Annotated in this window: 20 protein-coding genes and 1 pseudogene; 6 read left to right on the forward strand and 15 right to left on the reverse strand. The window is 73.1% G+C overall.

The genetic code is table 11. The features are described 5' to 3' along the window. Positions 1 to 38: 38 nt before the first annotated feature. A complete protein-coding gene (locus tag H4687_RS41255; RefSeq protein ID WP_225966970.1) occupies positions 39 to 569 on the forward strand; it encodes a DUF6328 family protein in 531 nt (176 codons plus the stop codon). Between the two features lie 244 nt (positions 570 to 813). Next, positions 814 to 4,029, forward strand: coding sequence for an amidohydrolase family protein (locus H4687_RS41260; protein ID WP_046914140.1), 3,216 nt, complete (start codon positions 814 to 816; stop codon positions 4,027 to 4,029). 158 nt (positions 4,030 to 4,187) lie between these two features. Here the strand turns inward: H4687_RS41260 and H4687_RS41265 are convergent, their stop codons facing one another. The 5 genes from H4687_RS41265 to H4687_RS41285 all read right to left on the reverse strand — a co-directional run bounded on the left by H4687_RS41265 (position 4,188) and on the right by H4687_RS41285 (position 9,435). After that, positions 4,188 to 5,165, reverse strand: coding sequence for a threonine/serine dehydratase (locus H4687_RS41265; protein WP_046914158.1), 978 nt, complete (start codon positions 5,163 to 5,165; stop codon positions 4,188 to 4,190). 255 nt (positions 5,166 to 5,420) lie between these two features. Further along, the gene (locus tag H4687_RS41270) at positions 5,421 to 5,771 is read right to left on the reverse strand and encodes a UBP-type zinc finger domain-containing protein (RefSeq protein WP_046914141.1); all 351 of its coding nucleotides are present in this window, start codon (positions 5,769 to 5,771) and stop codon (positions 5,421 to 5,423) included. Continuing rightward, positions 5,768 to 7,285: an ATP-binding protein gene (locus H4687_RS41275; protein WP_046914142.1), complete on the reverse strand. Its 1,518-nt coding sequence runs from the start codon at positions 7,283 to 7,285 to the stop codon at positions 5,768 to 5,770. The genes H4687_RS41270 and H4687_RS41275 overlap by 4 nt, the downstream gene beginning before the upstream one ends. A 19-nt stretch (positions 7,286 to 7,304) precedes the next feature. Continuing rightward, positions 7,305 to 8,981: an FAD-dependent oxidoreductase gene (locus tag H4687_RS41280; RefSeq protein WP_046914143.1), complete on the reverse strand. Its 1,677-nt coding sequence runs from the start codon at positions 8,979 to 8,981 to the stop codon at positions 7,305 to 7,307. Positions 8,982 to 9,078: 97 nt separating this feature from the next. Further along, positions 9,079 to 9,435, reverse strand: coding sequence for a VOC family protein (locus H4687_RS41285; protein ID WP_046914144.1), 357 nt, complete (start codon positions 9,433 to 9,435; stop codon positions 9,079 to 9,081). Between the two features lie 57 nt (positions 9,436 to 9,492). On the opposite strand from H4687_RS41285, the gene H4687_RS41290 reads away from it, so the two are divergent. Beyond that, positions 9,493 to 10,365, forward strand: a complete 873-nt coding sequence (locus tag H4687_RS41290) for a universal stress protein (protein WP_046914145.1) — start codon at positions 9,493 to 9,495, stop codon at positions 10,363 to 10,365. Positions 10,366 to 10,396: 31 nt separating this feature from the next. Here H4687_RS41290 and H4687_RS41295 read toward each other — a convergent pair whose 3' ends face one another. From H4687_RS41295 to H4687_RS41305, 3 genes are all read right to left on the reverse strand, one after another. After that, positions 10,397 to 11,644: a DUF4032 domain-containing protein gene (locus tag H4687_RS41295; RefSeq protein WP_046914146.1), complete on the reverse strand. Its 1,248-nt coding sequence runs from the start codon at positions 11,642 to 11,644 to the stop codon at positions 10,397 to 10,399. A 150-nt stretch (positions 11,645 to 11,794) separates the two neighbouring features. Continuing rightward, positions 11,795 to 12,229 carry a hypothetical protein gene (locus H4687_RS41300; RefSeq protein ID WP_225966971.1) on the reverse strand — a complete coding sequence of 145 codons (435 nt, stop codon included), beginning with the start codon at positions 12,227 to 12,229 and terminating at the stop codon, positions 11,795 to 11,797. A 75-nt stretch (positions 12,230 to 12,304) separates the two neighbouring features. Then, on the reverse strand, positions 12,305 to 14,227 hold the full coding sequence (locus tag H4687_RS41305; protein WP_046914148.1) for an AMP-dependent synthetase/ligase: 1,923 nt from the start codon (positions 14,225 to 14,227) through the stop codon (positions 12,305 to 12,307). Between the two features lie 316 nt (positions 14,228 to 14,543). Between H4687_RS41305 and H4687_RS41310 the strand changes: the two genes are divergently transcribed. Next, the gene (locus H4687_RS41310; protein ID WP_020115068.1) at positions 14,544 to 15,071 is read left to right on the forward strand and encodes a hypothetical protein; all 528 of its coding nucleotides are present in this window, start codon (positions 14,544 to 14,546) and stop codon (positions 15,069 to 15,071) included. Positions 15,072 to 15,100: 29 nt separating this feature from the next. Here the strand turns inward: H4687_RS41310 and H4687_RS41315 are convergent. From H4687_RS41315 to H4687_RS41325, 3 genes and pseudogenes are all read right to left on the reverse strand, one after another. Further along, positions 15,101 to 16,620, reverse strand: a pseudogene (locus tag H4687_RS41315) (tripartite tricarboxylate transporter permease). Position 16,621: 1 nt separating this feature from the next. Beyond that, on the reverse strand, positions 16,622 to 17,167 hold the full coding sequence (locus H4687_RS41320; protein WP_046914149.1) for a tripartite tricarboxylate transporter TctB family protein: 546 nt from the start codon (positions 17,165 to 17,167) through the stop codon (positions 16,622 to 16,624). Then, positions 17,164 to 18,147, reverse strand: coding sequence for a Bug family tripartite tricarboxylate transporter substrate binding protein (locus H4687_RS41325; protein ID WP_046914159.1), 984 nt, complete (start codon positions 18,145 to 18,147; stop codon positions 17,164 to 17,166). The genes H4687_RS41320 and H4687_RS41325 overlap by 4 nt, the downstream gene beginning before the upstream one ends. Positions 18,148 to 18,436: 289 nt before the next feature. On the opposite strand from H4687_RS41325, the gene H4687_RS41330 reads away from it, so the two are divergent. After that, the gene (locus H4687_RS41330; protein WP_046914160.1) at positions 18,437 to 20,146 is read left to right on the forward strand and encodes a sensor histidine kinase; all 1,710 of its coding nucleotides are present in this window, start codon (positions 18,437 to 18,439) and stop codon (positions 20,144 to 20,146) included. Further along, positions 20,143 to 20,847 carry a response regulator gene (locus H4687_RS41335; RefSeq protein WP_046914150.1) on the forward strand — a complete coding sequence of 235 codons (705 nt, stop codon included), beginning with the start codon at positions 20,143 to 20,145 and terminating at the stop codon, positions 20,845 to 20,847. Before H4687_RS41330 ends, H4687_RS41335 begins: the two co-directional genes overlap by 4 nt. A gap of 74 nt (positions 20,848 to 20,921) precedes the next feature. On the opposite strand, the gene H4687_RS41340 is transcribed toward H4687_RS41335, so the two are convergent. Genes H4687_RS41340 through H4687_RS41355 form a run of 4 tightly spaced genes read right to left on the reverse strand, consistent with a single transcriptional unit; the run spans position 20,922 to position 24,716 of the window. Further along, a complete protein-coding gene (locus tag H4687_RS41340; RefSeq protein ID WP_046914151.1) occupies positions 20,922 to 21,671 on the reverse strand; it encodes a thioesterase II family protein in 750 nt (249 codons plus the stop codon). Continuing rightward, on the reverse strand, positions 21,668 to 22,546 hold the full coding sequence (locus tag H4687_RS41345; RefSeq protein ID WP_046914152.1) for an STM4011 family radical SAM protein: 879 nt from the start codon (positions 22,544 to 22,546) through the stop codon (positions 21,668 to 21,670). The genes H4687_RS41340 and H4687_RS41345 overlap by 4 nt, the downstream gene beginning before the upstream one ends. An 8-nt stretch (positions 22,547 to 22,554) precedes the next feature. Continuing rightward, positions 22,555 to 23,913, reverse strand: a complete 1,359-nt coding sequence (locus H4687_RS41350) for an STM4012 family radical SAM protein (RefSeq protein ID WP_046914153.1) — start codon at positions 23,911 to 23,913, stop codon at positions 22,555 to 22,557. After that, positions 23,910 to 24,716, reverse strand: a complete 807-nt coding sequence (locus H4687_RS41355; protein WP_046914154.1) for an STM4013/SEN3800 family hydrolase — start codon at positions 24,714 to 24,716, stop codon at positions 23,910 to 23,912. The genes H4687_RS41350 and H4687_RS41355 overlap by 4 nt, the downstream gene beginning before the upstream one ends. Positions 24,717 to 24,773: the final 57 nt, after the last annotated feature.

The raw sequence follows: 24,773 nt of genomic DNA on the forward strand, positions 1-24,773 counted from the left end.
ACGGCGAGGCAGGTGCTTGGTGGTCGAGGAACGGCGCCATGCAGGAAAGGGAACATCGACATGAACAGGGAGGGTGCGTGACCGAGGTGAGAGGCGAGCGGGGCCGAGGGCGTGACGAGACCGAGGACGAGCGGGCCGACCGCCGCTGGAGCGAACTCATCCAGGAGGTGAGGGTCGCCCAGACCGGTGTGCAGATCCTGTTCGGCTTCCTGCTCACCGTCGTGTTCACTCCGCGCTACGACGAGCTGGCGCAGACCGAGAAGACGATCTACATCGTGACCGTCGTCCTCGGCGCCGCCGCCACCGGCGCCCTCATCGGGCCCGTCTCCTTCCACCGGATCGTCGCCGGACGCCGTATCAAGCCCGCCGCCGTGCGGTGGGCCGCACGGCTGACCGTCGTCGGCCTGGTCCTGCTGCTCGCCACGATGACGGCCGCGCTGCTGCTGATCCTGCGCGTGGCCACGCACGACGAGTTCGTGCCCTGGCTGGTGGGCTGCGTGCTCCTCTGGTACCTGCTGTGCTGGTTCGTGCTGCCGACCTGGATACGCCGCCGCCACGCCGACGACTGACCACCGCGCCGTTGCGCCGCCGCCCGATCCCGGCATCGCCGCCGCCGCCGTCGCCGCCGACCGGGCCCGGGTCGTCGTGGCGCCGACGACCGGCCTCGGGCGCCGTCGTTCCGGTGACGACCGGGCCCGGGCGCCGTCGTGCCGACGTGTGCCACCGGCCGCCGTCACACCCGCGGGTGACATCCCCGATGGCGTGAATGGCGGTGTTGCCGGTGGGCCGTGAGGTGCGCGAGCGTGCGGTGTCATGGACCGTGACCAGAGTCACCGCACCCCGCCCCTGACCCGCCGCCGACTCCTCGCCGCCACCGGGGCCACCGGGGCGGCCGTGGTCCTCGGCACCACCGGCGCGGCGGCGTCCGGGACCGCCCGGCCGGGCACCTCCGGCCTCGCCCTCACCTTCACCCGGGCCACCAACGGCTCGGCGACCCTCGCCCCCACCGGTGACACCCTGATCGCCGAGATCCAGAGCGGCCTGTGGTCCCTGCCGCGCGGCGGCGGCAGAGCGGTCCCCCTCACCCCGGCCGGTCTCGAACCCAACCGGCCCGCCTACTCCCCGGACGGCGACCTCGTCGCGTTCTGCGCCTACCAGGGCGGCGGCTTCCACCTCTGGACCATGCGCCCCGACGGCTCCGAGCTCCGGCGGCGCACCGACGGCCCCTGGGACGACCGGGCCCCGGCCTGGTCACCCGACGGCACCCGCATCGCCTTCTGCTCCGAACGCGGCGGCGACCCCGACGCGCCCGCCGGCGGATGCCCCTACCGCGTCCACGTCCTGGACCTCGGCACCGGCGACATCACCCGCGTCACCGGCCTCCCCGGCCAGGACGGCCCCCTCCAGGACGGCGGCTGGGAGGACTTCGACCCCACCTGGTCACCGGACGGCACCCGGCTGCTGTTCGTACGCGGCAAGGTCGTCACCACCGGCACGACCCCGGCCGTCGAGTCCCGCACCGTCGCCGCCGTGGCCGCCGACGGCACCGGTCCCGTGACCGTCGAGCACACCGAAACCGCGGCCGCGCAGGTCATGACCCCCGCCCTCGCCCCGGACGGCCGCCTCGCGTACCTGCGCACCACCGCCTCCCCCCACGGCTCCTGCACCCTCGTCGTCGGCGGGGAACCCGTCCCGGTCGACGGCGACCTCGCGCCCGTGCCGCCCTGCTGGACGGCCGACGGCGAACTGCTGCTCACGGTGGACGGCCGGTTCACCCTCCTACGGCCCGAAGCGCCCGCACGACCGCGGGAGATCCCCTTCGAGGGGACCCTCCCCGTGGACCGGCCGCGCCGCCGCGTCAAGGAGTACGACCTCGGAGAGGCACGCGTGCGGCCCGCACGAGGCATCCACCTGCCCGCACTCTCCCCGGACGGGCGGAGCGTCGCGTTCGCCGCCCTCAACGCGCTCTGGCTGGCGGGCACGTCGGGCGGTCGCCCGCCGAAGCGGCTGCGGCAGTCCCCGCCCACCCGCTGGCTCCTCGCACCCTCCTGGGCCCCCGACGGGCGGTCCCTCGTCCACGCCGACGACCGCGACGGCCTCCTCGGCGTGTACCGGCATGATCTGGCCACCGGCGAGGAGACCGCCCTCGCCACCGGCGGCCGGGTGATGCCCGCCCTCGCGCCCGACGGGCAGCGGCTCGCGTGCCTCGACATGGCCGGACGCCTCGTCGTGCGGGACCTGGCGAGCGGCGAGGAACGCGTCCTCGTCGCCCCGCTCGGCGGAGGCGGCATCCCCGGCAGGCCGAGCTGGTCGCCCGACGGCCGGTACCTCGCGCTGTGCGACCGCAACCGGCTCGGCGCCCGCTTCCGCGAGGGCTACAACCTGATCCGGGTCGTGGACGCCACGACCGGCGCCGACCGGCTGCACACGGTCGCACCGCACACCTCGATCGCCGACCGGTACGACTCCGGGCCCGTCTGGTCGCCCGACGGCCGCTGGATGGCCGTGATCGTCGAGTCCGCGCTCTGCCTGCTGCCCGTGACCCCCGACGGCACCCCGCGCGGCAGGCTCCGCACCCTCACCACCGAACCCGCCGACCACCCCAGCTGGTCCGGCGACTCCACCACGCTCCTGTACCAGTCGGGCATCCGCCTGCGCCTCGTCGACGTCTCCGGCGACCGCCCGCGCACCGTCCGCGTACCGCTCGACCGCACCCGGCCCGCCCCCGCCGACACCGTCGTCCACGCGGGCCGCCTGTGGGACGGCACCGGCGAGACGGTCCGCGACGACGTCGACATCGTCGTACGCGACGGCCGGATCACCGCCGTCGAACACCACCGGCGCAGTCGCACGGCCGCCCTCCGCCGCGTCGACGCCTCCGCGCACACCGTGCTCCCCGGCCTGTGGGACACCCACACCCACCCCTGGCAGAGCACCTACGGCAGCCGCCAGGCCGCCGGTCAGCTCACCTACGGCGTCACCACCGCCGTCTCCCTCGGCGGCTTCGCCCATGAACAGGCCCGCATCCGCGAGGAGGTGCACGCCGGCCGGCTCGCCGGGCCCCGGCTGCTCACCACCGGGGAACTCCTCGACGGCGGACGGGTCGCGTACAGCATGGGACGCGCCCACCGGACGAGGGCGGGCCTGCGCCGCTCACTGGAACGGGCCGCCGCGCTCGACTGGGACTTCGTCAAGACGTACGTGCGGGCGCCCGGTTGGGTGATGGGCGAGGCGGCCCGCTTCGCCCACGAACGCCTCGGTGTCCGCACGGGCGGTCATCTGCTCTCCCCGGGCGTCCAGCTCGGCCAGGATCTGACGACCCATCTGCAGGCCACCCAGCGGGCCGAGTTCGGCCACGCCACGACCGCCGCCGGGCGGTCCTACCAGGACGTCGTGGAGATCTACACCCGACAGGGCGTGGACTTCTCCCTGATCGCCACCCCCTTCACGGCCGCGCCCCTCATGGGAGCGGACCCGTCCCTGGCCGACGACCCCCGGGTCACGGTCGTGATGCCACCGTGGGACGCCGCCCTCGTCCGGCAGGGGGCGGGGATTCCGCCGACACCCGACCAACTCGCCGCGCTGCGCACCGAGACCGACATCTACCGGCGGATCCTCGCGGCCGGCGGGGCAGTCGCCCTCGGCACCGACCAGCCGCTGGTCGCCGTCGGTCTCTCCCTCCACCTCGCCCTGCGTGCCCTGCACGCCGGTGGACTCACCCCGGCCGAGACCCTGCGCACCGCGACCGCGCTCCCGGCCCGGCTGTTCGGCCTGGACGACCACCTCGGGACGGTCGCCACGGGCAGGCTCGCCGACCTGACCGTCGTCGACGGCGACCCGTTCACGGACTTCGCCGACCTCGTCCGCACGGTGTCGGTCCTGCGGGGCGGACACCTCCACACCACCGAGGAGTTGGTGGCCGCGTACCGCCCCACGGCCCGGCGCGCGAAGGCCGCGGGGACCGAGGAGGACTGGCTGGAGGTGGGCCGGCTGATGCGCCAGGACGGCTGCTGCCACGACGACCGCTGAGGGCGTCCGTTCCGTGCCTGGTGGTCGGTGCCTGGTGATCGGTGTCCTTGCCGATGAACAGCTCCGCGAAGCCCGGCGGGTCCGGCACCGGCGACGACCACGGGGACGTGCTCGGTGGGAGAGGTCATCCGAGCATGATGCCGGTCCCGGACGGCCCGTCACCGCAGTCCGAACCGCTCTGCCCAGTCCGTGATGTCGGCCGTGGTCGCGTTGCCGCCGCAGACCACGAGGCCCAGCCGAGCGCCGTCGCCGACCCGCTCCAGCACCTGCCGGGCCGCGGGCAGCAGACATCCGGCGGCGGGTTCCGTCCACACCTTGGCGTGCTCGGCGAACTCCAGGACGCCCCGCACCGCCTCCGCGTCGGGGACCACGAGGACGTCCTCGACGAGGGCGGTCGCATGGTCGTAGGTCAGCCGGGAGACGGAGGGTGCGCTGAGCGTGGTGACGACGGAGGAGAGGGGGACCGTGACGGGGCCGCCGGCCGCGAGGGCCTCGGTCATGGCCGTCGCACCGACGGTCTCCACGCCCCAGACGCGGACGCCGGGGCGCAGGGCCTCGAAGGCCGCCGCGACACCGGCGATCAGGCCGCCGCCGCCGATGCTCACGAGTACGTCGGTGAGCGCGCCGGGGCCGTCCGTCCCCTCGGTGTCCGCGGCGAACTCCAGGCCGACGGTGCCCTGGCCGGCGATCACCAGCGGGTCGTCGAAGGGGTGGACGAGGGTGAGGCCCTCCGAGCGCAGCCGCTCGGTCAGCGCGAACGCCTCCGCCATGCCGTCCGTGAGCCGCAGCGAGGCGCCGGCCGCCTCGACGCGGTCGACGGCGCGCCGGGGTGCGGACCGGGACATCACGACCGTGGCCTTGGTGTGCAGCGCGGCGGCCATGTGCGCCAGCGCGATGCCGTGGTTGCCGCCGCTGACCGCGACGACGCCGGCCGCCCGCTCGGCGGGCGTCAGCGCCAGCAGCTTCGCCGTGGCGCCGCGCGCCTTGAACGAGCCGGTCCGCTGCAGCAGTTCCAGCTTCGTGGTCACGGGGACACCGAGCAGCTCGGACAGCCCCGGGCTCGGGACGGTCGGCGTCCGCACGACATGGCCGGCGATGGTGGCGGCGGCTTCCCTGATCTCGTCGATCCCGATCAACACGGTGGCACTCCGTTCGGTGGTGCGGTCATCTGCGGCCCGGTGGGGGCTGCTCGCGCAGTTCCCCGCGCCCCGGAAAGCAGGCCCCGCGGGCCTGAAAGGCCACGGTCCTGCGGGCCTGGAGCTGCGGTCCTGCGGCCTGAAAAGCGCGGGGTGCAGCCCCGGTTCTTCAGGGGCGCGGGGAACTGCGCGAGAAGCCCCACCGGGTCCGCACCCGCCGGACAGCCTCAGCCACCTCCCACCCCCCGCGTCACGTCACCGCAGCCGATCCGTCCAGTCGTCCGGCACCCGCCCGGCAGGGCCCGGCACCGGCTGTTCCACAGGGTGGCTGAGCGGCGGGGCGAGGTCGGGTCCCGACTCGTACATCTCGGAGGTCTCGTAGTTCCAGAACCAGGACTCCCCGGGCTCGAAGCTCCGCACGAAGGGATGCCCGGCGCCACTCGCGTGCGCCGTCGCGTGCTGCGAGGGCGAGGAGTCGCAGCAGCCGACGTGCCCGCACTGCGCGCAGCGCCGAAGGTGGAACCACCAGCCCCCGGCCGCCTCGCACTCCACGCAGCCCTCGCCGCTCGGCGGCACGGCGGGGTCGATTCCGGCGGGCGGCGTCATCGGGTCTCCTCGGAAAGGTCGGGGTCGTGGGGCGGGTCGTCGGCGGGGTCGTCGGCGAGCGTGAGGTCCAGGTCCGCCGCCGGCGCCGTCAGTGGCAGGAACACCTGGAAGCGGGTCTCGCCCGGCCGGGACCGGACCTCGATGTGGCCGTGGTGCTTGTTGACCACGATGCGCCAGGAGATGTCGAGGCCGAGCCCGGTCCCCTGCCCGACCGGCTTGGTGGTGAAGAACGGGTCGAAGATACGGCCCTTGATCTCCGCCGGGATACCGGGGCCGGTGTCACGGAACTCGACCAGCACCTGGTCCCGGTGGTCGAGCGCCGTGCGTACCGTCAGCGTGCCCGCGCCGCCCGTCTCGTTGATCGCGGAGACCGCGTTGTCGATCAGGTTCGTCCACACCTGGTTCAACTCGCCCGGATAGGCCGGGATGCGCGGCAGCGAGCGGTCGTACTCCTTCACCACCTCGATCCGCTCGCCGATCTTCCCGGACAGCATCAGCAGGGTGCTGTCGAGGAGTTCGTGGACGTCGGCGTTCTGGTAGGGCGCCCGGTCGAGCTGCGAGTACTGCTTCGCCGCGTCGACGAGCTGGGTGATACGGGTCGTGGAGTCCTCGATCTCGTTCATCAACAGCTCGGTCTCGACCGTGTAGTTGAGCCAGCGGACCGCGCCTTCGAGGGTGTGCTCGTCGACGGCGGCCGCGACCCGGTCCAGCCAGGCGGTGTCGAGTCCGGCCTGGACGAAGTTCGGAGCGAGCTGCCAGCCGCCCGCGATGCCGTGGTCGTCGAACCAGTCCGACAGCTCGTCCTCCCGGTCGGAGGCCTCCAGCGGACTGAGCGGGGTCGCCTTGGCGACCTGCTCGGCCGTCCGCTCCTGGAGATCGACCAGCGACTCCAGCATGGCCCTCTTGTACGGCCCGGCGGCGATGACCCCGAGCTTGTGCCGCATCCCGGCCACCCGCTCCCGCAGCGCGGAGGTGGCCCGCACCGCCGCGGCGGCAGGGTTGTTCAGCTCATGGGTGAGCCCGGCAGACAGCGAGCCGAGCGCCAGCAGGCGTTCGCGCTGGTTGATGGTCCGCTGGGTGTTCTGCTGACCGAAGAACAGGCCCTCCAGCAGGTGGACGGCCATCGGGAACCAGTCGCGCATGATCCGGGCGAACGAGTCCGCGGGCAGGACGAAGAACCGGGAGGGCACTGTCACCCGCATCGAGCCCTTGTAGCGGGCCTGGTCCGCCTGGTCGCCGAGATACGCCTGGAAGGCGCCCGCGTACACGCCGACCTGGGAGCTGCGGCTGATCTCCACGTCGTCCTCGCCGACCTGCCGGGACATCACCACCGTGCCCTCCAGGAGCACGAAGAAGCAGGTGGCCGGCTCGCCCTCCCGGTAGACGGGGCCGGGCTCGAACCGCTCCACCCGGCCCTCGCCGCACAGCCGGTCCAACTGCCCGTCGTCCAGCTTCTCGAAGAGGAACAGCCTGCCCAGCTCGGCCCGGTCGCACGGCGACGGCTGCCCGCTCACGACGACGTCCGTCCGGCTGTCATGACTGCTCCAGATACCTGTGCACCAGCATCACGGCCATCGCTCCCTCTCCCACGGCGGACGCGACCCGCTTCGCGGACTCCGACCGCGCGTCCCCGGCGACGAACACGCCGGGCACATTGGTCTCCAGGTGGTACGGCGGCCGGTCCAGCTCCCAGCCCGGCGGCGGGCCCCCGTCGGCGGTCATGTCGGGCCCGGCCACGATGAACCCGCGCTCGTCGCGGAGTACGGTTCCCTCCAGCCAGTCGGTGTGCGGCTCGGCGCCGATGAACACGAACAGCCACTGCGCGTCGACGAGTTCCTCACGCCCGCTCGCCAGGTCCCTGAGCGTCAGCTGCTCCAGCTGGTTGGTACCGTGCGCGGCCTCGACGACCGTGCCGGGGCGCACGAAGACGTTCGGCGCCTCCCCGAGCTGCTGGATCAGATAGTGCGACATGGACGCGGTGAGCGACTCGCCGCGTACGAGCAGGGTGACGGACTTGGCGCCGCGCGCCAGGTACATCGCGGCCTGCCCGGCCGAGTTGGCGCCGCCCACGATGTACACGTCGTGCCCCTGGCAGCCGGCCGCCTCGGTGAGCGCGGACCCGTAGAACACTCCGCAGCCGGTGAGGTCCGCACAGCCCGGCGCGGCGAGCTGGCGGTACGACACGCCGGTCGCCAGGATCACGCTGTGCGCGGCGACCGTCGAACCGTCGGAGAACCGGACGGTCCGGGCCGCCCCGTTCACCTCCAGGCCGCTCACCTCGCGGGCGGTGAGGATCTCCGCCCCGAACTTGGTGGCCTGGCGCCGGGCGCGGCCGGTGAGCTGCCCGCCGGACACCCCGTCGGGGAAGCCCAGGTAGTTCTCGATGCGTGAACTCTGCCCGGCCTGCCCGCCCGTGGCCGATCGCTCGACGAGCAGGGTCCGCAGCCCCTCCGAGGCCCCGTACACGGCCGCGCCGAGCCCTGCGGGCCCGCCGCCGATGACGACCAGGTCGTAGAACTCCTGGGCCGGTGTGGTGGCCAGCCCCACCTTCTCCGCCAGCTCCGGGTCCTCCGGCGCCACCAGCGGTGTGCCGTCCGGGGTGACGACCAGCGGCAGCCGCGCGCCGTCCGCGCCGGCCGCCGCGAGCAGGCGCCGCCCCTCCGGCTCGTCCGAGGAGTACCAGCGGTACGGCACCTGGTTGCGCGCCAGGAACTCGCGTACGCCGGACGACCGCGCCGACCACCGGTGCCCGACGACCTTCGTGGTGCCCACACAGGTGCGGTCGGCGGCCCGCCAGGCCTGCAGCAGGTCGTCCAGGACGGGGTAGAGCTTCTCCTCCGGCGGGTCCCACGGCTTCAGCAGATAGTGGTCGAGGTCGATGACGTTGATCGCGTCGATCGCCGCGCCGGTGTCGGCGTAGGCGGTCAGCAGGACGCGCCGGGCGCCCGGATAGACGTCCAGCGCCTGTTCCAGGAACTCGATGCCGTTCATCTCCGGCATCCGGTAGTCGGCCAGGACCACCGCCACCTGGTCCCCGCGCAGCTTCAGCTCCCGCAGGGCCTCCAGCGCCGACTGCCCGGACTCCGCCCGCACGATCCGGTACGACTCGCCGTACCTGCGCCGCAGGTCCCGTGCCACCGCACGGGACACCCCGGGATCGTCATCCACCGTGAGGATCACGTTCCGCGCCGGACCGACCGCCTGAGTCATACGCCTCCACCCCGAGCCAATGCGCCCATCGTATGTTCGACCGTCCGGGTTCGCTCGGTTTCCGCTCGGCCGCAGGCCGGAGCCGTTCGCCGGGGATTCAGCTCCCGCGCGGGGCCAGTACGCAGAACTCGTTGCCCTCCGGGTCCGCGAGTACCACCCACGCCTCGTCACCGCTCTGCCCGACGTCCGCGTGCCGGGCCCCGAGGGCGAGGAGGCGGGCGACCTCCGCCGCCTGGTCGTCGGGGCGGAAGTCGAGGTGCAACCGGTTCTTGCCGGTCTTGCTCCCTCGGTCGAGCCCGAACAGGAGGCCGGGAAGGCGGTCCGGGGCCGGACGGATCTCGTACTCCTCGGGGGACTCGTCGACGACGACCCAGCCGAGCGCCTGCGCCCACCAGCGTCCGAGGGCCGCCGGATCGGCCGCGTCCACCACCAACTGCTCCCACTCCAAGGCCATACGGCGAGCGTAGTGAAGACTGGGCCCGTCAGCGATGTGAGGACAGAGAGGTGGCCGATGACGACGCGCCCGATCACCGCCGCAGTGGACGGCACGCCCGAGAGCCTGGCCGCACTGGCCTGGGCCGGCCGGGAGGCCGTACGCCGGGGCCTGGCGCTGCGGGTGGTGCACGCGTGGCAGTGGGAGCCGCACGAGGCGGTCGCCGTGGACCGGGACGGGCAGGCACAGTGGGCCGGGGAGGCGCTCACGCAGGCGGCGCGAAGCGTCTCCGAGCGGCACCCGGAGCTGGCGGTGACGACGGACCTGCTGGAGGGCCCGCCGGTCGAGACCCTGGTCGGTGCCGCCGGGCAGGCCGAGACGCTGGTGCTCGGCTCGCGCGGGCACGGCGCGGTGATCGGTTTCCTGCTGGGCTCCGTCGGGCAGCAGGTGATCGTCGAGTCGCCGCGTCCCGTGGTGCTCGTCCGCGCCGCGGACAGCCCGGCGGGCGAGGCCGCCGGGCGTGAGGTCGTGGTGGGCCAGCAGGGCACGGCCGAGGACAGCGCCGACGTGCTGCGGTTCGCCTTCGAGACGGCGGCGGCCCGCGGGGCGTCCCTGCGCGCGGTCCGGGCGTGGGCGCTGCCGCCGCTGTACGCGTACAGCCCCAGCTCGCTGAGGCTCCTCGACGAGGCCGGCGGTCTGGAGCCGTACGAGAAGAAGGCGCTGGCCGCCGCGCTGGAGCCGTGGCGGGAGAGGTTCCCCGAGGTGCCCGTCACCGAGCACGTCGAGATCGGCAGCGCCGGGCAGGTGCTGCTGTCCGTGGCGCAGCGGGCCCAGCTGATGGTGGTCGGGCGCCGCGCCCGCCGTACGGCCGTCGGCGCCCGGATCGGTTCGGTCACGCACGGTGTCCTGCACCACGCGCACTGCCCGGTGGCCGTGGTCCCGCACCGGTGAGGGCGGCCGGCGGCCCGGGCCACCCGGCGGTTCACATGGGGGAGACGTCCTCCGCCGGTGGCGGCAGCAGCGCAAGGGTCCTCGGCAGGACGTTGTCGATGTAGTCCTTCACCGCCGTGTCCAGGCCGATGTCGTGCTGGGCCCGCTCGGACAGGTACCAGCGGTGTTCGAGGAGCTGGTGGTAGATCTCCGCCGCGTCCATCGAGCCGCGCAGTTCGAGCGGGACGGCCCGCACGGTCGGGCGGAACACCTCCCGCACCCAGCGGTGGGCCAACACCTCCGGGCGGGCGCCGAGGGGGTCGCCCGGGGCGTAGTCGTCCTGGGTGGCCATCCAGCTCTCCAGGTCGTTCAGGAGCCGCCGGGCCTGGTTCTCCTCGGTGTCGAGGCCCGTGAGCCGCAGGAGCTGACGCTGGTGGTGGCCCGCGTCGACGACCTTGGGCACGAAGGTCACCGTGTCCCCGTTGTCGGCGTGCTCGATCTGCATCTCGGCGACGTCGAAACCGAGTTCGTTGAGACGGCGGATCCGGCGCTCGATGTAGTGGTACTTCCCGGCCGGGTACACCGAGCGGCGCGTCAGCTCCTCCCACAGCCCGTGGTAGCGGGAGCAGATCTCGTTGCCGAACTCGATGGGGTCCACCGAGGGGTGCAGCGCCCCGGACGCCTCCAGGTCCAGCAGTTCGCCGCTGATGTTCACCCGGGCGAGATCGAGGTCGTACTCGCGCTGCCCGGAGCTGAGCCGCGTGTGCAGGTCGCCCGTCTCGGCGTCCACCAGATAGGCGGCGTACGCGCCCGCGTCCCGCCGGAACAGCGTGTTGGACAGCGAGCAGTCGCCCCACGCGAACCCGGCGAGGTGCAGTCGCACCAGCAGGACCGCGAGGGCGTCCATCAGACGGTGCATGGTGGCCGGACGCATGGTCGTCTCGAACATCGAGCGGTACGGCATCGAGCCGCCCAGGTGCCGGGTGATCAGCACGGACTCCAGGGGATCGCCCGCGTCGTCGAGCCGGCCGGTGACCACGCCGAGGGCGTCCACGGCCGGGATGCCGAGCCGGTCCAGGTCACGCAGCAGCTCGTACTCGCGCAGGGCGGGCCGCTCGGCGAGTTCCTTCACGGCGACGACCTCGTCGCCGGCCCGGGCGTAGCGCACGACGTGCCGGGAGATACCGCGGGGGAGCGGCACGAGATGGTGCTCGGGCCACTCCTCCAGCGGCACGTGCCACGGCAGTTCGAGCAGCAGCGCGGGGTGTTCCGGATTGGTGGCGCTGATCTGCAGTGCCATGGGTCCTGGTCCTCAGCCTTCGTCTCACGGTGGTGCGGAGTGCTCGCGGGGAAGCGGTTTCCCGCTGTCGCCCGGAGCATCTCCGCATCCCGAGGACCGTTTCGTCAACAGCCGCCCGAACCGTGGTCGGGCGGTCTTGAGGTCAGGCGGTCAGGCGGGAGCCGGAGCCACCGGCTCCTCCCTCGGCCGCCTGAGCGCGGACCGGACGTTCCAGCCGCCCACGGCCAGGCACGCCAGCCCGGTGGCGCCCGGATACAGCCAGACGCCGTTGTCCCGCTCGACGGCCGTGGTCGAGGACGCGTCGTCCACGTAGACCGGCACCGGGCCGGTGGGCCTGGTGGCGAACGTGGTGTCCACCTCGACCTCGGGGATGCGGAACGCGTCGTCGTCGGCCCGGAAGGAGCCCCTGCACTGCCACTCGTCGTCGCCGCGCGACTCGGACACCTCGCACCCGGAGACCACGAACTGCCCCGCGACACCGTTCAGTTGCGTCTCCAGCCGGAGCACCGCCGCGCCGAACAGAAACGCCCCTCCGCCCAGCGCCACCACCGTGGTCAGCAGCTTTCTCGGACCCATACGCGCCATCGATGATCCCCCTGTGTGTTCTGTACGGCTTCTCGGCCGTTCTTGTCGCGCGTCCCGCGCGGTCGTGTCGCTTCGTCAGTGCCGCATGCGGCGGAAGACGTCGTCGGAGTCCGAGTCGTCCCAGCCCCCGGTCTCCTCCGGCACGCTGCGGCGGACGGCTCGCGCCGAGGTCGCGTACATCGCCTCGATCTCCGCCTCGTACCGCCGCACGATGGCGTCCCGGCGCAGCTTCATCGACGGGGTGAGCAGGCCGTTGGCGAGGTCGAAGGGCTCGGGCAGGATGCGGTACACACGGATCGACTCCGCGCGCGAGACCGTGCTGTTGGCCGCCGCGATCGCCCGCAGGACCTCCTGGCGCAGCGCGTTCTCCTCCCGCGCCTCCCGGCCCAGCAGTTCACCGGGCGCGGACAGCGAGCCCCGCCAGTGCGCGAGGAACTCCGGGTCCAGCGTGAGCAGGGCGCCCACGCAGGGCCGGTCGTCGCCCACGACCACCGCCTGGTGGATCAACGGATGCGTCCGCAGCTGCTCCTCCAGCGGCGCCGGGGCCACGCCCTTGCCCCCGCTGGTGATGATGATCTCCTTCTTGCGGCCCGTGATCGACAGGTACCCCTCGTTGTCCAGCCGCCCGATGTCCCCCGTGGCCAGCCAGCCGTCCTGCAGCGCGGCCCGCGTGCCCGCCTCGTCGTTGACGTAACCCTGGAACACGGAAGGGCCGTTGACCAGGATCTCCCCGTCCCGGGCCACCCGGATCTCCGTGCCCGGCAGCGGACGGCCCACGGTGCCGAACTTCTCCCGGCCCACCGGCTGGGCCGTGATGCCGCCGGCGGTCTCGGTGAGGCCGTACCCGTCGTGGACGAGGATGCCGATACCGGCGTAGAACAGCGTGAGGTCGCGGTTGAGGGGGGAGCCGCCGGAACAGCCGCCGCGCACCCGGCCGCCGAGGGCCCCGCGCAGCTTGCGGTACACCGTCTTCTCGTAGAACGCGTGTTGCAGCTTCAGGTCCATGGCGGGACCGGCGCCCGTGCCCAGCCGCTGCCGCTCCGCGGCGAGGGCGTAGTCCTGGGCCGTGCGCACCGCGCGCTCGAACAGGGGCCCCCGGCCGGCCTGTTGGGCCTTGCGCAGGAAGTTCTTGTAGATCTTCTCGAAGAGATAGGGCACACCGAAGAGGAACGTGGGCCGGAAGGACCGCAGCGCGTCGGACAGCGCCTCCTCGGTCGGCTCCGGTTCGTGCGCGAGGAGCAGCCCGCCGCGCAGACACATCCCCTGGATCATCAGGCCGTAGACGTGCGAGAACGGCAGGAACGCCAGGATCGCCGGCTGTTCGCCCGGCAGGGCGGCCGTCTGCCGCCAGCCGGCGAGCAGTGTGTCGCAGGGGCTGGCCAGGCTGCGGTGGGAGAGCGCGCAGCCCCGGGGGCGGCCGGTCGTGCCGGACGTGTACGCGATCACCGCCGTGGAGTCCGGCATGACGATGCGGCGCAACGAGTCCACCGTCGCGTCCGGTACGTCCCGGCCGGCCTCGACGAGCCGCGGCAGACAGTCGGTGTCCAACTGCCAGACGTAGCGCAGCAGAGGGAGCTTGGCACACACCGAGCCGACCGTCATCACGCCCAGCTCGTCCTCGACGACCACGCCCACACAGGTCGCGTCCCGCAGGATCCACTCGATCTGGTCGCGCGACGACGTCGGACAGACCGGCACGATCTCGGCGCCCACGGCCCACAGCGCGACGGCGAGCAGCGTCCACTCGTAGCGGGTGCGGGCCATCACGGCGATCCGGTTGCCCGGCCGGATCCCGGACGCGATCAACCCCTTGGCCAGGTCGGCCACTTCGTCCCGGGTCTCGGCCGCGCTGACCCGGGTCCAGGTGCCCGGGAAGGCGGGATCGCGGCGCGCGATCTGCGGCAGAGCGGGATCACGGTACGCCGTCTCGAACAGCGGATCGGCCAGCCCTCCGGTCATGACCGGTCCCGTCGGTGGAGCAAAACCGAAGGTGCCCATGCGACGCTCAGAACCTTCCCTGCACGCGACCTCGCCGAGCGGTGCGCCAACCGGCGGTGATCGAACGTAGCGTACGGCGTCGGCCTCGCGCGCGGGGAATCGGCAACTCGGCGTCCGTCCATCCGCACGGTGGACCGTGGACGTGATGTGCGGCACGTACGGAACCTGCCTGTCGGCGCCCTCCCGGCAATCGTCGCTGCACACGGCTTGATCACCTCTGACCGGCGGTGATGCCCCGCGACGGGACGCCGGACGGGTGTGGCACTGTGGTGCGCGCGAACGCGGGAGATGTCCCGCCGATGTGGAGAGGTGGACGGTGCGCGAGCCCAATGTGATCGGGGACTGGCAGGAGTACGAGGGCGACCTGGCCGGCCTGCGCGTGCGCGTCCACCAGGCGGAGTGCGCCGAACCCCCACGGGGGCGCGACGACGCCGCCGAGGGCCTGGCGTACTTCCGCTTCCGGGTCACGGTGGAGAACCGGGGCGCCGAACACGTCGGCCTCCACCTGGAGGACGGCCAGCTCGACATCCGCACCGGCCCCGACGGCGAGAGCGCCTTCCTCGACTGGCGCAACTCCCGGTTCATCGAGGGCTTCGACCTCTACCCGCTGCGCCGCGCCACCTCCGTGCTGTACGCGGCGGCTCCCGAGGGCCACCTCACCCAGTTCGACATCCAGGTCCAGCTGCGGGTCGACGAGGAGTGGACCGAGCGGTACCTGTGGTCCGGCGGTATCGGCGTCGACGAGGACCTCCTCGACCCGGCCGCCGGTGCGGGCCGGGAGGGCATCGCCGGGCAGATCAGCGCGTTCCTGCACGAGGAGGCGGAACGGGGCGCTGCGGGCTGAGCCCCGCCCCGGGTCAGCCGGTCCGGAGGTCACCCGGTCCCGGCGGGCGTGCGGTCCCGCTCCCGGTCCCGGACGACGGTGAACAGCCGCTTCAGCAGCGGCCAGGCCAGCAGTACCGCGATGATCGCGTACACCGTGACCGAGAACGGCGTGTTCACCAGGCCGGTGACGCTGCCGTCGCTGATCTGCAGGGCCCGCCGCAGCTGCTGCTCGGCGCCCGGGCCGAGGATGACACCGATGACGGCGGGCAGCACCGGCAGGCCGTAGCGGCGCATGCCGAAGCCGATCAGGCCGATGACCAGCAGGATCACCAGGTCGATCACCTCACCCCCGACCGCGTACGCGCCGACCGCCGCGAAGAACAGGATGCCCGCGTAGAGATACGGGCGCGGGATGCGCAGCAGCTTCGCCCACAGCGGGGCGAGCGGCAGGTTGAGCGCGAGCAGCAGCACCATGCCGACGAACAGCGAGGCGATCAGACCCCACACGAGGTCCGGCTCGCGTTCGAAGAGCAGGGGGCCGGCTGGATGCCGTACTGCTGGAAGGCGGCCAGCATGACCGCCGCGACCGCCGTGGTGGGCAGGCCCAGGGTCAGCATGGACACGAGGGTGCCCGCCGCCGAGGCCGAGGCGGCCGACTCCGGCCCCGCCACCCCCTCGATGGCGCCCTTGCCCCACTCGTCCGGGTGTTTCGAGAGCCGCTTCTCGGTGACGTACGACAGGAAGGTGGGTATCTCCGCGCCGCCCGCCGGGATCGCGCCGAACGGGAAGCCGATGAACGGACCCCGCAGCCACGACCTCCAGGTCCGCCGCACATCGGAGCGGCCGAGCCACGGGCGGCCCACCGGGATCGGCTCGGGCGGCCTGCGCCGCAGGTGGGCGGCGACCCACAGCGCCTCTCCGATGGCGAACAGACCGACCGCGACGATCACCACGTCGATGCCGTCGGCGAGCTGGAGGAAGCCGAAGGTCAGCCGCTGCCGGCCCGTCATCTGGTCCAGCCCCACCAGGCCGATCGTCAGGCCGATCAGCAGGGAGGCGAGTCCTCGGACGCGGGAGGAGCCGAGGACGGACGTCACGGCGATGAACGCCAGCACCATGATCGCGAAGTAGTCCGGGGCGCCGATGTCCACGGCCAGCTCCGCGACCGTCGGCGCGAGGGCCACCAGCAGGACCGTACCGACCATGCCGCCGGTGAAGTGCCCGATGGCGGCGGCCGCCAGCGCCTGCGCGCCGCGCCCCGCCCGGGCCATCGGGTTGCCCTCCATGGCCGCGACCACGGCCGCGCTCTCCCCGGGGGTGTTGAGGAGGATCGAGGTCGTCGAGCCGCCGAACATCGCGCCGTAGTAGATGCCCGCGAACATGATGAACGCGCCCACCGGGTTCAGCCCGTAGGTCACCGGCAGCAGCAGCGCGACCGCCATGGCGGGCCCGATCCCGGGCAGCACCCCGATCGCCGTGCCCAGCAGCACACCGATCGCGGCCCACAGGATGTTGACCGGCGTCAGGGCCGTGCCGAAGCCGTCGAGGAGGGAGGTGAGGGCGTCCATGTCAGAGAACTCCCATCAGCGGGCCGCCCGGCAGCGGCACCCCGAGCAGCTTGTCGAACACGGCGTACGTGACCAGGGAGACGACAGCCGCGATCAGCGGGTCGCGGTCCGGGTGACGGCTGCCGAGCGCGTAGGCCGCGCCCCAGAAGAGCAGGGCGCCCGCCACGGGGAAACCCAGCGGTTCCATGAGGACGGCCGCGCCGAGGAACACTCCGGCGAGCAGCAGCACCGTGCGCCAGTCGGCGGGCTCGGACAGGTCGACGTCCTCGCCGCCCTCCGCCCGGCCCCGGCCGCCGCGCAGCACGTCCACGGCGAGCAGCGCGGCGATCAGCAGCAGCCCGGCGCCGACCACGATCGGCACGGTCCTCGGGCCCACGGGGCCGCGCTGCGTGAGGTCGACGTCCATGGTCAGCGCGTCGGTCAGGACCAGGAGGCCGAGGGCCAGCAGCAGGACGCAGACGCCCAGCTCGGAGTGGTCACGCAGCCAGGCACGGCGCTCGGCGGCGGGGGGCCGGGGAGTGCCGGTGGTGTCCGTGTCCGTGGTCACAGCCCCAACTCCTTCAGCACCGACACCACGCGCTTGTCCTGGGTCTCCAGGAACGCGCCGAACGCGTCGCCGGTCAGGAACGCGTCGTCCCAGCCGTGTCGCTTCAGCGACTTTCGCCACTGCGGTGAGTCGTGCAGCTCCTCGATCAGCCGGGTGAGTTTGTCGCGCTGGGCCTCGGTGAGGCCGGGCGGGGCGACGATGCCGCGCCAGTTGGTGAAGTTCACGTCGTAGCCCGCCTCCTGGAGGGTCGGGGCGTCCAGCCCGGCCACCCGCTTCGGCCCCGTCACCGCGAGCAGCCGCAGCTCGCCCGCCTTGATCTGGTCCAGGTACTCGCCGACGCCGGACACGCCGAAGGCGACCTTGCTGCCGAGGATCGAGGCGAGCAGTTCGCCGCCGCCGTCGAAGGGGATGTAGTTGACGTCCTTCGGGGCGATCCCGGCGGCCCGCGCCATCAGCATCGGCGCCAGATGGTCCGGCCCGCCCGGCGCCGACCCGCCGCCCACCGGCAGCTTCCCGGGGTCCTCCTTCCACGCCCCGATCAGCTCGTCGATCGTCTTGTACGGCGAGTCCTTCGCGACCACCACGACGTCCTGCTCCTCGGTGAGGCGGGCGATCGGCGTGGTGTCGGCGAGGGTCCTGGGAGCGTCGTTGGAGCGGACGGCGCCCACGACGCCGAGGCCCATCGACATCGCCAGCCTGCCGTTGCCGTGCTCGCCGACCAGTCGGCTCAGACCGACCGTGCCGCCGGCTCCGGGCAGGTTGAACACCTCGATGTTGTGGGTGAGCCCGGCGTCCTCGGCGTTCTTCGCGGCGGTGCGGGCCGTGATGTCGTAGCCGCCGCCGGGTGTGTTCGGGACCATGAAGCGCAGGCCGGGGATCTGGGTGCCTGTCTCGCCGCCGCTGCCGGTCGTCAGCAGCGGTGGTCCCACGAGCACGAGAGCGGCCGCCCCGAGCAGGGCGAGGGGGGTGCGCAGCCGCACGAGAGCCACCACCTGTCGGTCGGGTCGAGGGGGGAAGGTGATCCGGGCCACATCGTGCCCGCGTGGGGCGGTGCCGACTCCGTTGCGCACACAACGGAGGTTGTGGTCGTAGTGGTCACGGCCCCTGTCACCGTATGAGCACGTCCCGCACACCTCTCTTTCCCGGATCGGGACCGGGCGCCATGATTGTGCGACCCACCGCACAGCCGGCGCCAGAGCCGCCTGACATCGTGTCGGCACGAGAGAAGAGTCCGTCGTGGTGTTCCGCCGCCATAGCCTCGCAGGCGAGATGCTGGTCCTCCAGCTCGCCATCGTCGTGGTGGTGCTGCTGGCGGTCGCCGGGGTCTCGCTCACGCAGTCGGCGGCCACCTTCAACCGGGTCGAGGGCCGTCGTGTCACCGCGCTCGCGGAGCAGCTCGCCGCCAACCCCCTGGTCCGCGACCGGCTCGCCCGGCCCGTCGCGCACGAGGCGCTGGCGCCCCTGGTGAGCTCCGTCCAGACCCAGTCGGGGGTCACCTCCGTCACCGTCGCGGACGCCGACGGCAGGATCGTCAGCTCCACCGACCCGACCGTGATCGGCCGGGCGATGCCCGTCGGCGAGGGCGCTGTCGCCGGCCGCGGCTGGTCCGGCCCGCTGACCTTCGACGGCAGCCGCGAACTGGTCGCCCAGGTCCCCGTGCTCGGCGCGACGGTCGACGACGACCTGGGCCGGCTGCTGGGCACGGTGATGATCGGCGAGGCCGCCCCGACCGTGTGGCAGCGCCTCGGCGGCGCCTCCTCCTACCTCCTCGCCTACCTCGGCATCGCCAGCGGCCTCGGTCTCGCCGGCTCCTGGCTGCTGGCCCGGCGCGTCAAACGGCAGACCCTCGGCCTGGAGCCCCAGGAGATCGCCGGCCTCGCCGAACACCGCGAGGCCATGCTCTACGGCATCGCCGAGGGAGTGATCGCCCTCGACCCCCAGCACCGGCTCACCCTCGCCAACGACATGGGCCGGCGCCTGCTCGACCTGCCCGAGGACTGCGTGGGCAAGAGCCTGGCCGACCTGGGTGTGGAGGGCCGCCTGCGGGACGTCCTCGTGGGAGCGCAGGAGGCGGGGGCCGGCGTCCGCGAGGGAGGGACGAGCGCCGGTGGTAGCGAGCCCGGGGCTCGTGAGGGGGGTGCGGCGGGCCGTGGCGATGGTGACGCCCCGGCCGACCGGCGTGACGAGGTCGTCGTGCGCCGGGGCCGGGTGCTCGTGATGAACCGGATGACCGTCACCAAGGACGGGCGCCACCTCGGCTCCGTCACCACACTGCGGGACCGCACCGAGCTGGCCCGGCTCGAACGCGAGATCGGGTCCTTCCGCAGCTCCGCCGAACTGCTGCGGGCCCAGGCCCATGAGTTCGCCAACCAGCTGCACACCATCTCCGGACTCATCCAGATCGGCGAGCAGGACGAGGTCGTCCACTACATCCGCGCGCTGAGCCGCCACCGCCACTCCCTCGACGTCACTCTCAGCCGCCGCGTCCGTGACACCGCCGTGGCCGCGCTGCTCATGGCGAAGACCTCCCTCGCCGCCGAACGCCGGGTGATCCTGCGCGTCTCGGAGAGCACCGCGCTCGACCGGCTCGCCCCCGAGGACGCCGCCGACGTGGCGACCGTCGTCGGCAACCTCGTCGACAACGCCGTGGACGCGGCCGCCACCACCACCGTGCCCGACGGCCACGAGGCCTGGGTCGAGGTGGAACTGCGCCAGGACGCCTCCAGCGTGGAGATCGTCGTCCGCGACTCGGGCCCCGGAGTGGCCCCCGAACTCGCCCGTGAGGTCTTCTCCCACGGCTTCACCACCAAGGCCGCGCGGGAGGGCGAACGCGGCATCGGCCTGGCCCTCACCCGCCTGGTCTGCGAACGCCACGGCGGGGAGATCTCGGTGACCAACACCCCCGACGGGGCCATGTTCACCGCCCGCATGACCGTCAGCCACCTCGCCGACGCGGTGGCGGAAGGAGCGACACCATGAACGGCACGAGCAGCCCGCCCGGCCCGATCGACGTGCTCGTCGTCGACGACGACTTCATGGTGGCCCGGGTCCACCGCACCTTCGTCGAGCGCGTCGAGCCGTTCCGCGTCGTCGGCGTCGCCAGCACCGGCGAACAGGCCGTCCTGGCCGTCGACGAACTCCGCCCCGACCTGGTCCTGCTCGACCTCTACCTCCCCGACGGCTTCGGCCTCGACGTCATACCCCGGCTGCGCACCGCGGGCCACGACTGCGACGTGATGGTCATCAGCGCCGCCCGGGAGGCCGACAGCGTACGCGGCGCGGTCCGCCACGGCGTCGTCGACTACCTCCTCAAACCCTTCGAGTTCGAGGAACTGCGCTCCCGGCTCCAGCGGTACGCCGCCCAGCGCGGCCGCCTCCTCACCACCGTCGTCCGCGGCCAGGCCGACGTCGACCGTGTCCTCGCCGGAGCCGCCACGCCCGCCTCGGCGGCCGGCGCCCTGCCCAAGGGCATGAGCGTCGAGACCGCCGAACTCATCGAAGGCACCCTGCGCGGCACCGACGGCAGCCTCTCCGCCACCGAGTGCGCGACCCTCACCGGCATCTCCCGCGTCAGCGCCCGCCGCTACCTGGAGTACTTCCACGGCACCGGCAGCGCGGACGTGTCCCTGCGCTACGGGGTGGCCGGACGGCCGGAGCGCCGGTACAGCTGGCGGGTGTGACGGACACGCGCCGCCGGACACCCGCCGGCCGGCGCTCCGGCCGCACACCACCGGCCCGCGCCGCCGTCCCCGTACTACAGCCCCAGGTGCCGTCGCACGACGTCGAAGACCTCCCCCGGCCGGTCGTCGAGGTAGAAGTGGCCGCCGGGGAACACGCACACCTCCGTCGGCCCGTCGGTGTGGTCCGCCCAGGCACGCGCGTCCGCCACCGGGGTCACGGGATCGGCGTCGCCGGTGAGGACGGTGACCGGGCAGCCCAGCCGGTCGCCGGGGCGCGGCTCGTACGTCTCCAGGGCCCGGTAGTCACCGCGCAGGGCCGGCAGGACCAGCTGGAGCAGCTCCTCGTCCTCGAAGACCTGGCCGTCGGTGCCGTTCAGCGCGCGTACGGCCGCGAGAAGTTCGGCATCGCTCGCCGTGTGCAGGTTCCTGCGGTCCCGGATCGTGGAGGGAGCGCGTCGCCCCGACACGAACAGCCGGACCGGGGCCCGGCCGGCCGCCTCCAGCCGCAGCGCCGCCTCGTGGGCGACCACCGCCCCCATGCTGTGGCCGAAGAGGGCGAGCGGACGGCCGTCGTCCCCGCCGACGGCCTCGACGACCCGCTCGGCCAGCTCCCGGATGCTCCGCGACGGCGGTTCGGCATAGCGGTCCTGACGCCCGGGATACTGCGCGGCCAGCACATCGGCCGCCGGGGCGAGGGCGCGCGCCATGGGGAGGCAGGAACTCGCCGAACCGCCCGCGTGCGGGAGGCACAGCAGCCGGACCGCCGCCTCGGGGGCGGGACGGAACCGGCGGATCCACGCGCCGCTGTCGACCGCCGAGGTCATGAACCCACCCGCTTTCCGATCACCTGTCGCGCCTCCACCGTCGGTACGCGTTCCAGGACGCCGCCCGCGAAGACGTCGTACAGGGGCAGTGTCTCCAGATGGACGTAGCCGATGTGGCAGTCGCAGACGGACAGCGGGCACGGGCGGGGCGCGAGGGCCGCGCGGAAGGAACCGTCGTAGAGGTTGCCGAGTTCCGCCTTGACGAAGTGGCAGCGCCGCACCGTGCCCTCGCCGTCCACCGACACGACCGTGGAGCCCGTACGGCAGGCCCGGCCCGCCGAGCGGTGCGGATGACGGCTGAAGGGGAAGAGAGGGTCCAGCCCGCTCCACACCGCCGCCTCCTCGTCGGTGTAGGTGTGCCCCTCGGCGGCGTTCACCCACAGGTACACCTCCTGCGGCAGCTCCCCGCGCAGCCGGCGCGCGTGCTCCAGATGCTCGGGCAGCCCGACGATCCCCACGCTGAACCGGATGCCCATCCCGGCCAGCCGCCGCGTCTTGTCGAGGAACCGCTCGTACGGTGTCTGCCCCGGGTGGTACGTGCACCACAGGGCCACCGTGTCCCGGTCGGCCCGCGCCAGCCACTCCGTACGGCAGCTGAGGTTCGTCTGGATCGCCACCCGGTCGATGTGCGGCTCGTGGGAGAGGCCCACCAGCGCCTCGCGGTACCAGGAGCGCACCAGCCCCTCGCCCCACGGCGTGAACAGGACCGAGAGCCGGTCACCGGTCTGCTCCCGGGCCCAGGTGGTGAAGCGGTCGAGGGCCGCGCGGTCGGCCCGCAGCCGGTCCGTGGAGTCACGGCGCTTGGCGAACGGGCAGTACGGGCAGTCGTAGTCGCAGGAGGCGAGGGGGCCCCGGTACAGGATCGTCAGGTCCATGGGCTCCGTCACCGCAGCTCGTACTCGGTCATCGCGGCCCGGACGGCGGGCGAGAAGAAGCCCGGCCCGATCGCGTCGGAGTGGGCCAGTCCCTCGGCGGACAGGCGCAGCGTCCCCTCGCCCGCCTCCGCCAGCCAGCCGCGCCCGGCCAGCAGCTCCAGCTCCGCGGGGAAGTCCGCGTACGGGTCCGATCCGAACCGCCGCCGGTAGTCCGCCACCGGCAGCCCCCGGGCCTGGAGCAGCGACTGCAGCAGATGACGACGCCGTGCCTCGTCCTCGTCGACCGCGCGGCCGTGCACGGCGCGGCCGAAGTCCTCGGTGGCCGTGTACTCGTCGATGATCGTGCGGATCCGGCTCATGCCGACCGCGTAGTCGAAGGAGTAGTGCAGCCTCGACGTGTACGACCGGGCGCCGCAGCCCAGGCCGATCATGCCGTCGGTCTGGCAGGCGTAGTCGTCCGGGCCCTGCGGCGGCGCGTCCGTGCGGCGGAACATGCGCATGGAGACCTGCTCGTAGCCGTGCGCGAGCAGATGGTCGCGGCCCTCGCGGTAGCGCCGCAGCCGGGTCTCGTCCCAGTCGCGGTCCGCGACCGCCGGGTCCGCGTGGCGGCCGAGTCCGGTCAGCGGCCGGACGTACAGCGGATAAAGGTAGATCTCCTCCGGCCGCCAGGCGAGGGCGGCGTCCAGGGACAGCCGCCAACTGGCCGCCGTCTGCCCGTCGATGCCGTAGATCAGGTCGATGTTGAGGACCGGCAGGGCGGCGTCGCGGATCCGGGCCAGCGCCGCCTCCACGTCGGACCGCCGCTGTGGGCGTACGGCCGCGCGGGCCTCCTCCGCCACGAAGCTCTGCACACCGAGGCTCAGCCGTGTCGTGCCTCGCTCGGCCAGTACCGCCAGCCGGTCGGCCGTCGCCGTGGCGGGGGAGGCCTCCACCGACAGCGGGATAGCCCGCAGGTCCGCGCCCAGATGCCGCTCGGCGATGTCGCACAGCCGCTCCAGCTCGGCGGCCTCCAGATAGGTCGGCGTGCCACCGCCGAACGCGGCGTTCGCGAACCGCACCGGCTCCGCGTCCCCGAGGGCCTCCCGCACCGCGATCGCCTGCCGTTCGAGGGCGTCGAGATAGCGGCCGGTCAGCCCGTCCGGCGCGCCGATGCGTGTGAAGAGGTTGCAGAAGCCGCAGCGCACCTCGCAGAACGGGATGTGCGCGTACAGCGACAGCGCCTGCCGGGACTCCCCGGCCCACAGCTCCGCGAGCCGCGGCCGGCCGGGCAGCTCCCGGTACGCCGTCTTGTGCGGGTAGGCGTACACGTAGTGCTGGTAGGGACGCCCCGATGTGTCGGTGTCGGTGGCGGTCGCGGTGGCGGTCATGCGGACGGCTCCAGGAAGAAGTGGCTGTAGGGGACGGTCCACACGGCCTCGTGGCCGAGCCGGTGTCCGGTGTAGCCGTCCTCGCCGTAGGTGGTCCCGTGGTCGGAGCAGACGACGGCGAAGCAGCGGCGCCGCGAACTCATCGCCGCGAAGAGGCGTCCGATGTGCCGGTCGATGTACTCCAGGGCCGCCGCGTGCGTGACCCGGCTGTCGCCCGCCTCGCGGGTGGCGCCCGGCAGATGGAACCAGTTCGGCTGGTGCAGCGCCGAGGCGTTGAGGAACAGGAACAGCCGCTGCCCGGCGGGCAGTTCGGCCACGATCCGCTCGGCGCGGGCCACCTGGGACTCGAAGGACGTCGGGGACGCCACGGAGAACTCCGGCTCCCAGTGGCTCTCCTGGAACAGGCCCGGCAGGACGCTGCCGAGGGCCCCCTGCTTGTTGAAGAAGCCGACACCGCCGACGCACACCGTGCGATAGCCGCGCTCGGCGAGCGCCGACACCAGGTCGGGGCTGTCGAAGACGAAGGTGCCCCCCGCGGTCGTCTCGCTGCCGGCGAACCGGCCGGCGAAGAGACGCGGATGCGGCCCCGGTGCGGCCGGGGTCGGCAGGAAACCCGCGAACATCGCCTGGTGCGAGGCGTAGGTGAAGCTGCCGGGCGCGTGCCGCCTCTCCCAGGTGCCGCCCGGCAGATGCCCGGCCAGGTTCGGCAGCCGGCCCGCCGCGGCCAGCTCCACCGCCACGTCGTACCGCAGGGTGTCGAGGGTGAGCAGCAGCAGGTCGTCGCGGCCCACGACCTCGTTCATGTCGGGTGCCGGAGCCGCCTCGGACGGCCGGTGGGCTGTCCTTGCCGGACCCCCGGT

The organism is Streptomyces stelliscabiei, from assembly GCF_014873495.1.
Classification (GTDB): domain Bacteria; phylum Actinomycetota; class Actinomycetes; order Streptomycetales; family Streptomycetaceae; genus Streptomyces; species Streptomyces bottropensis.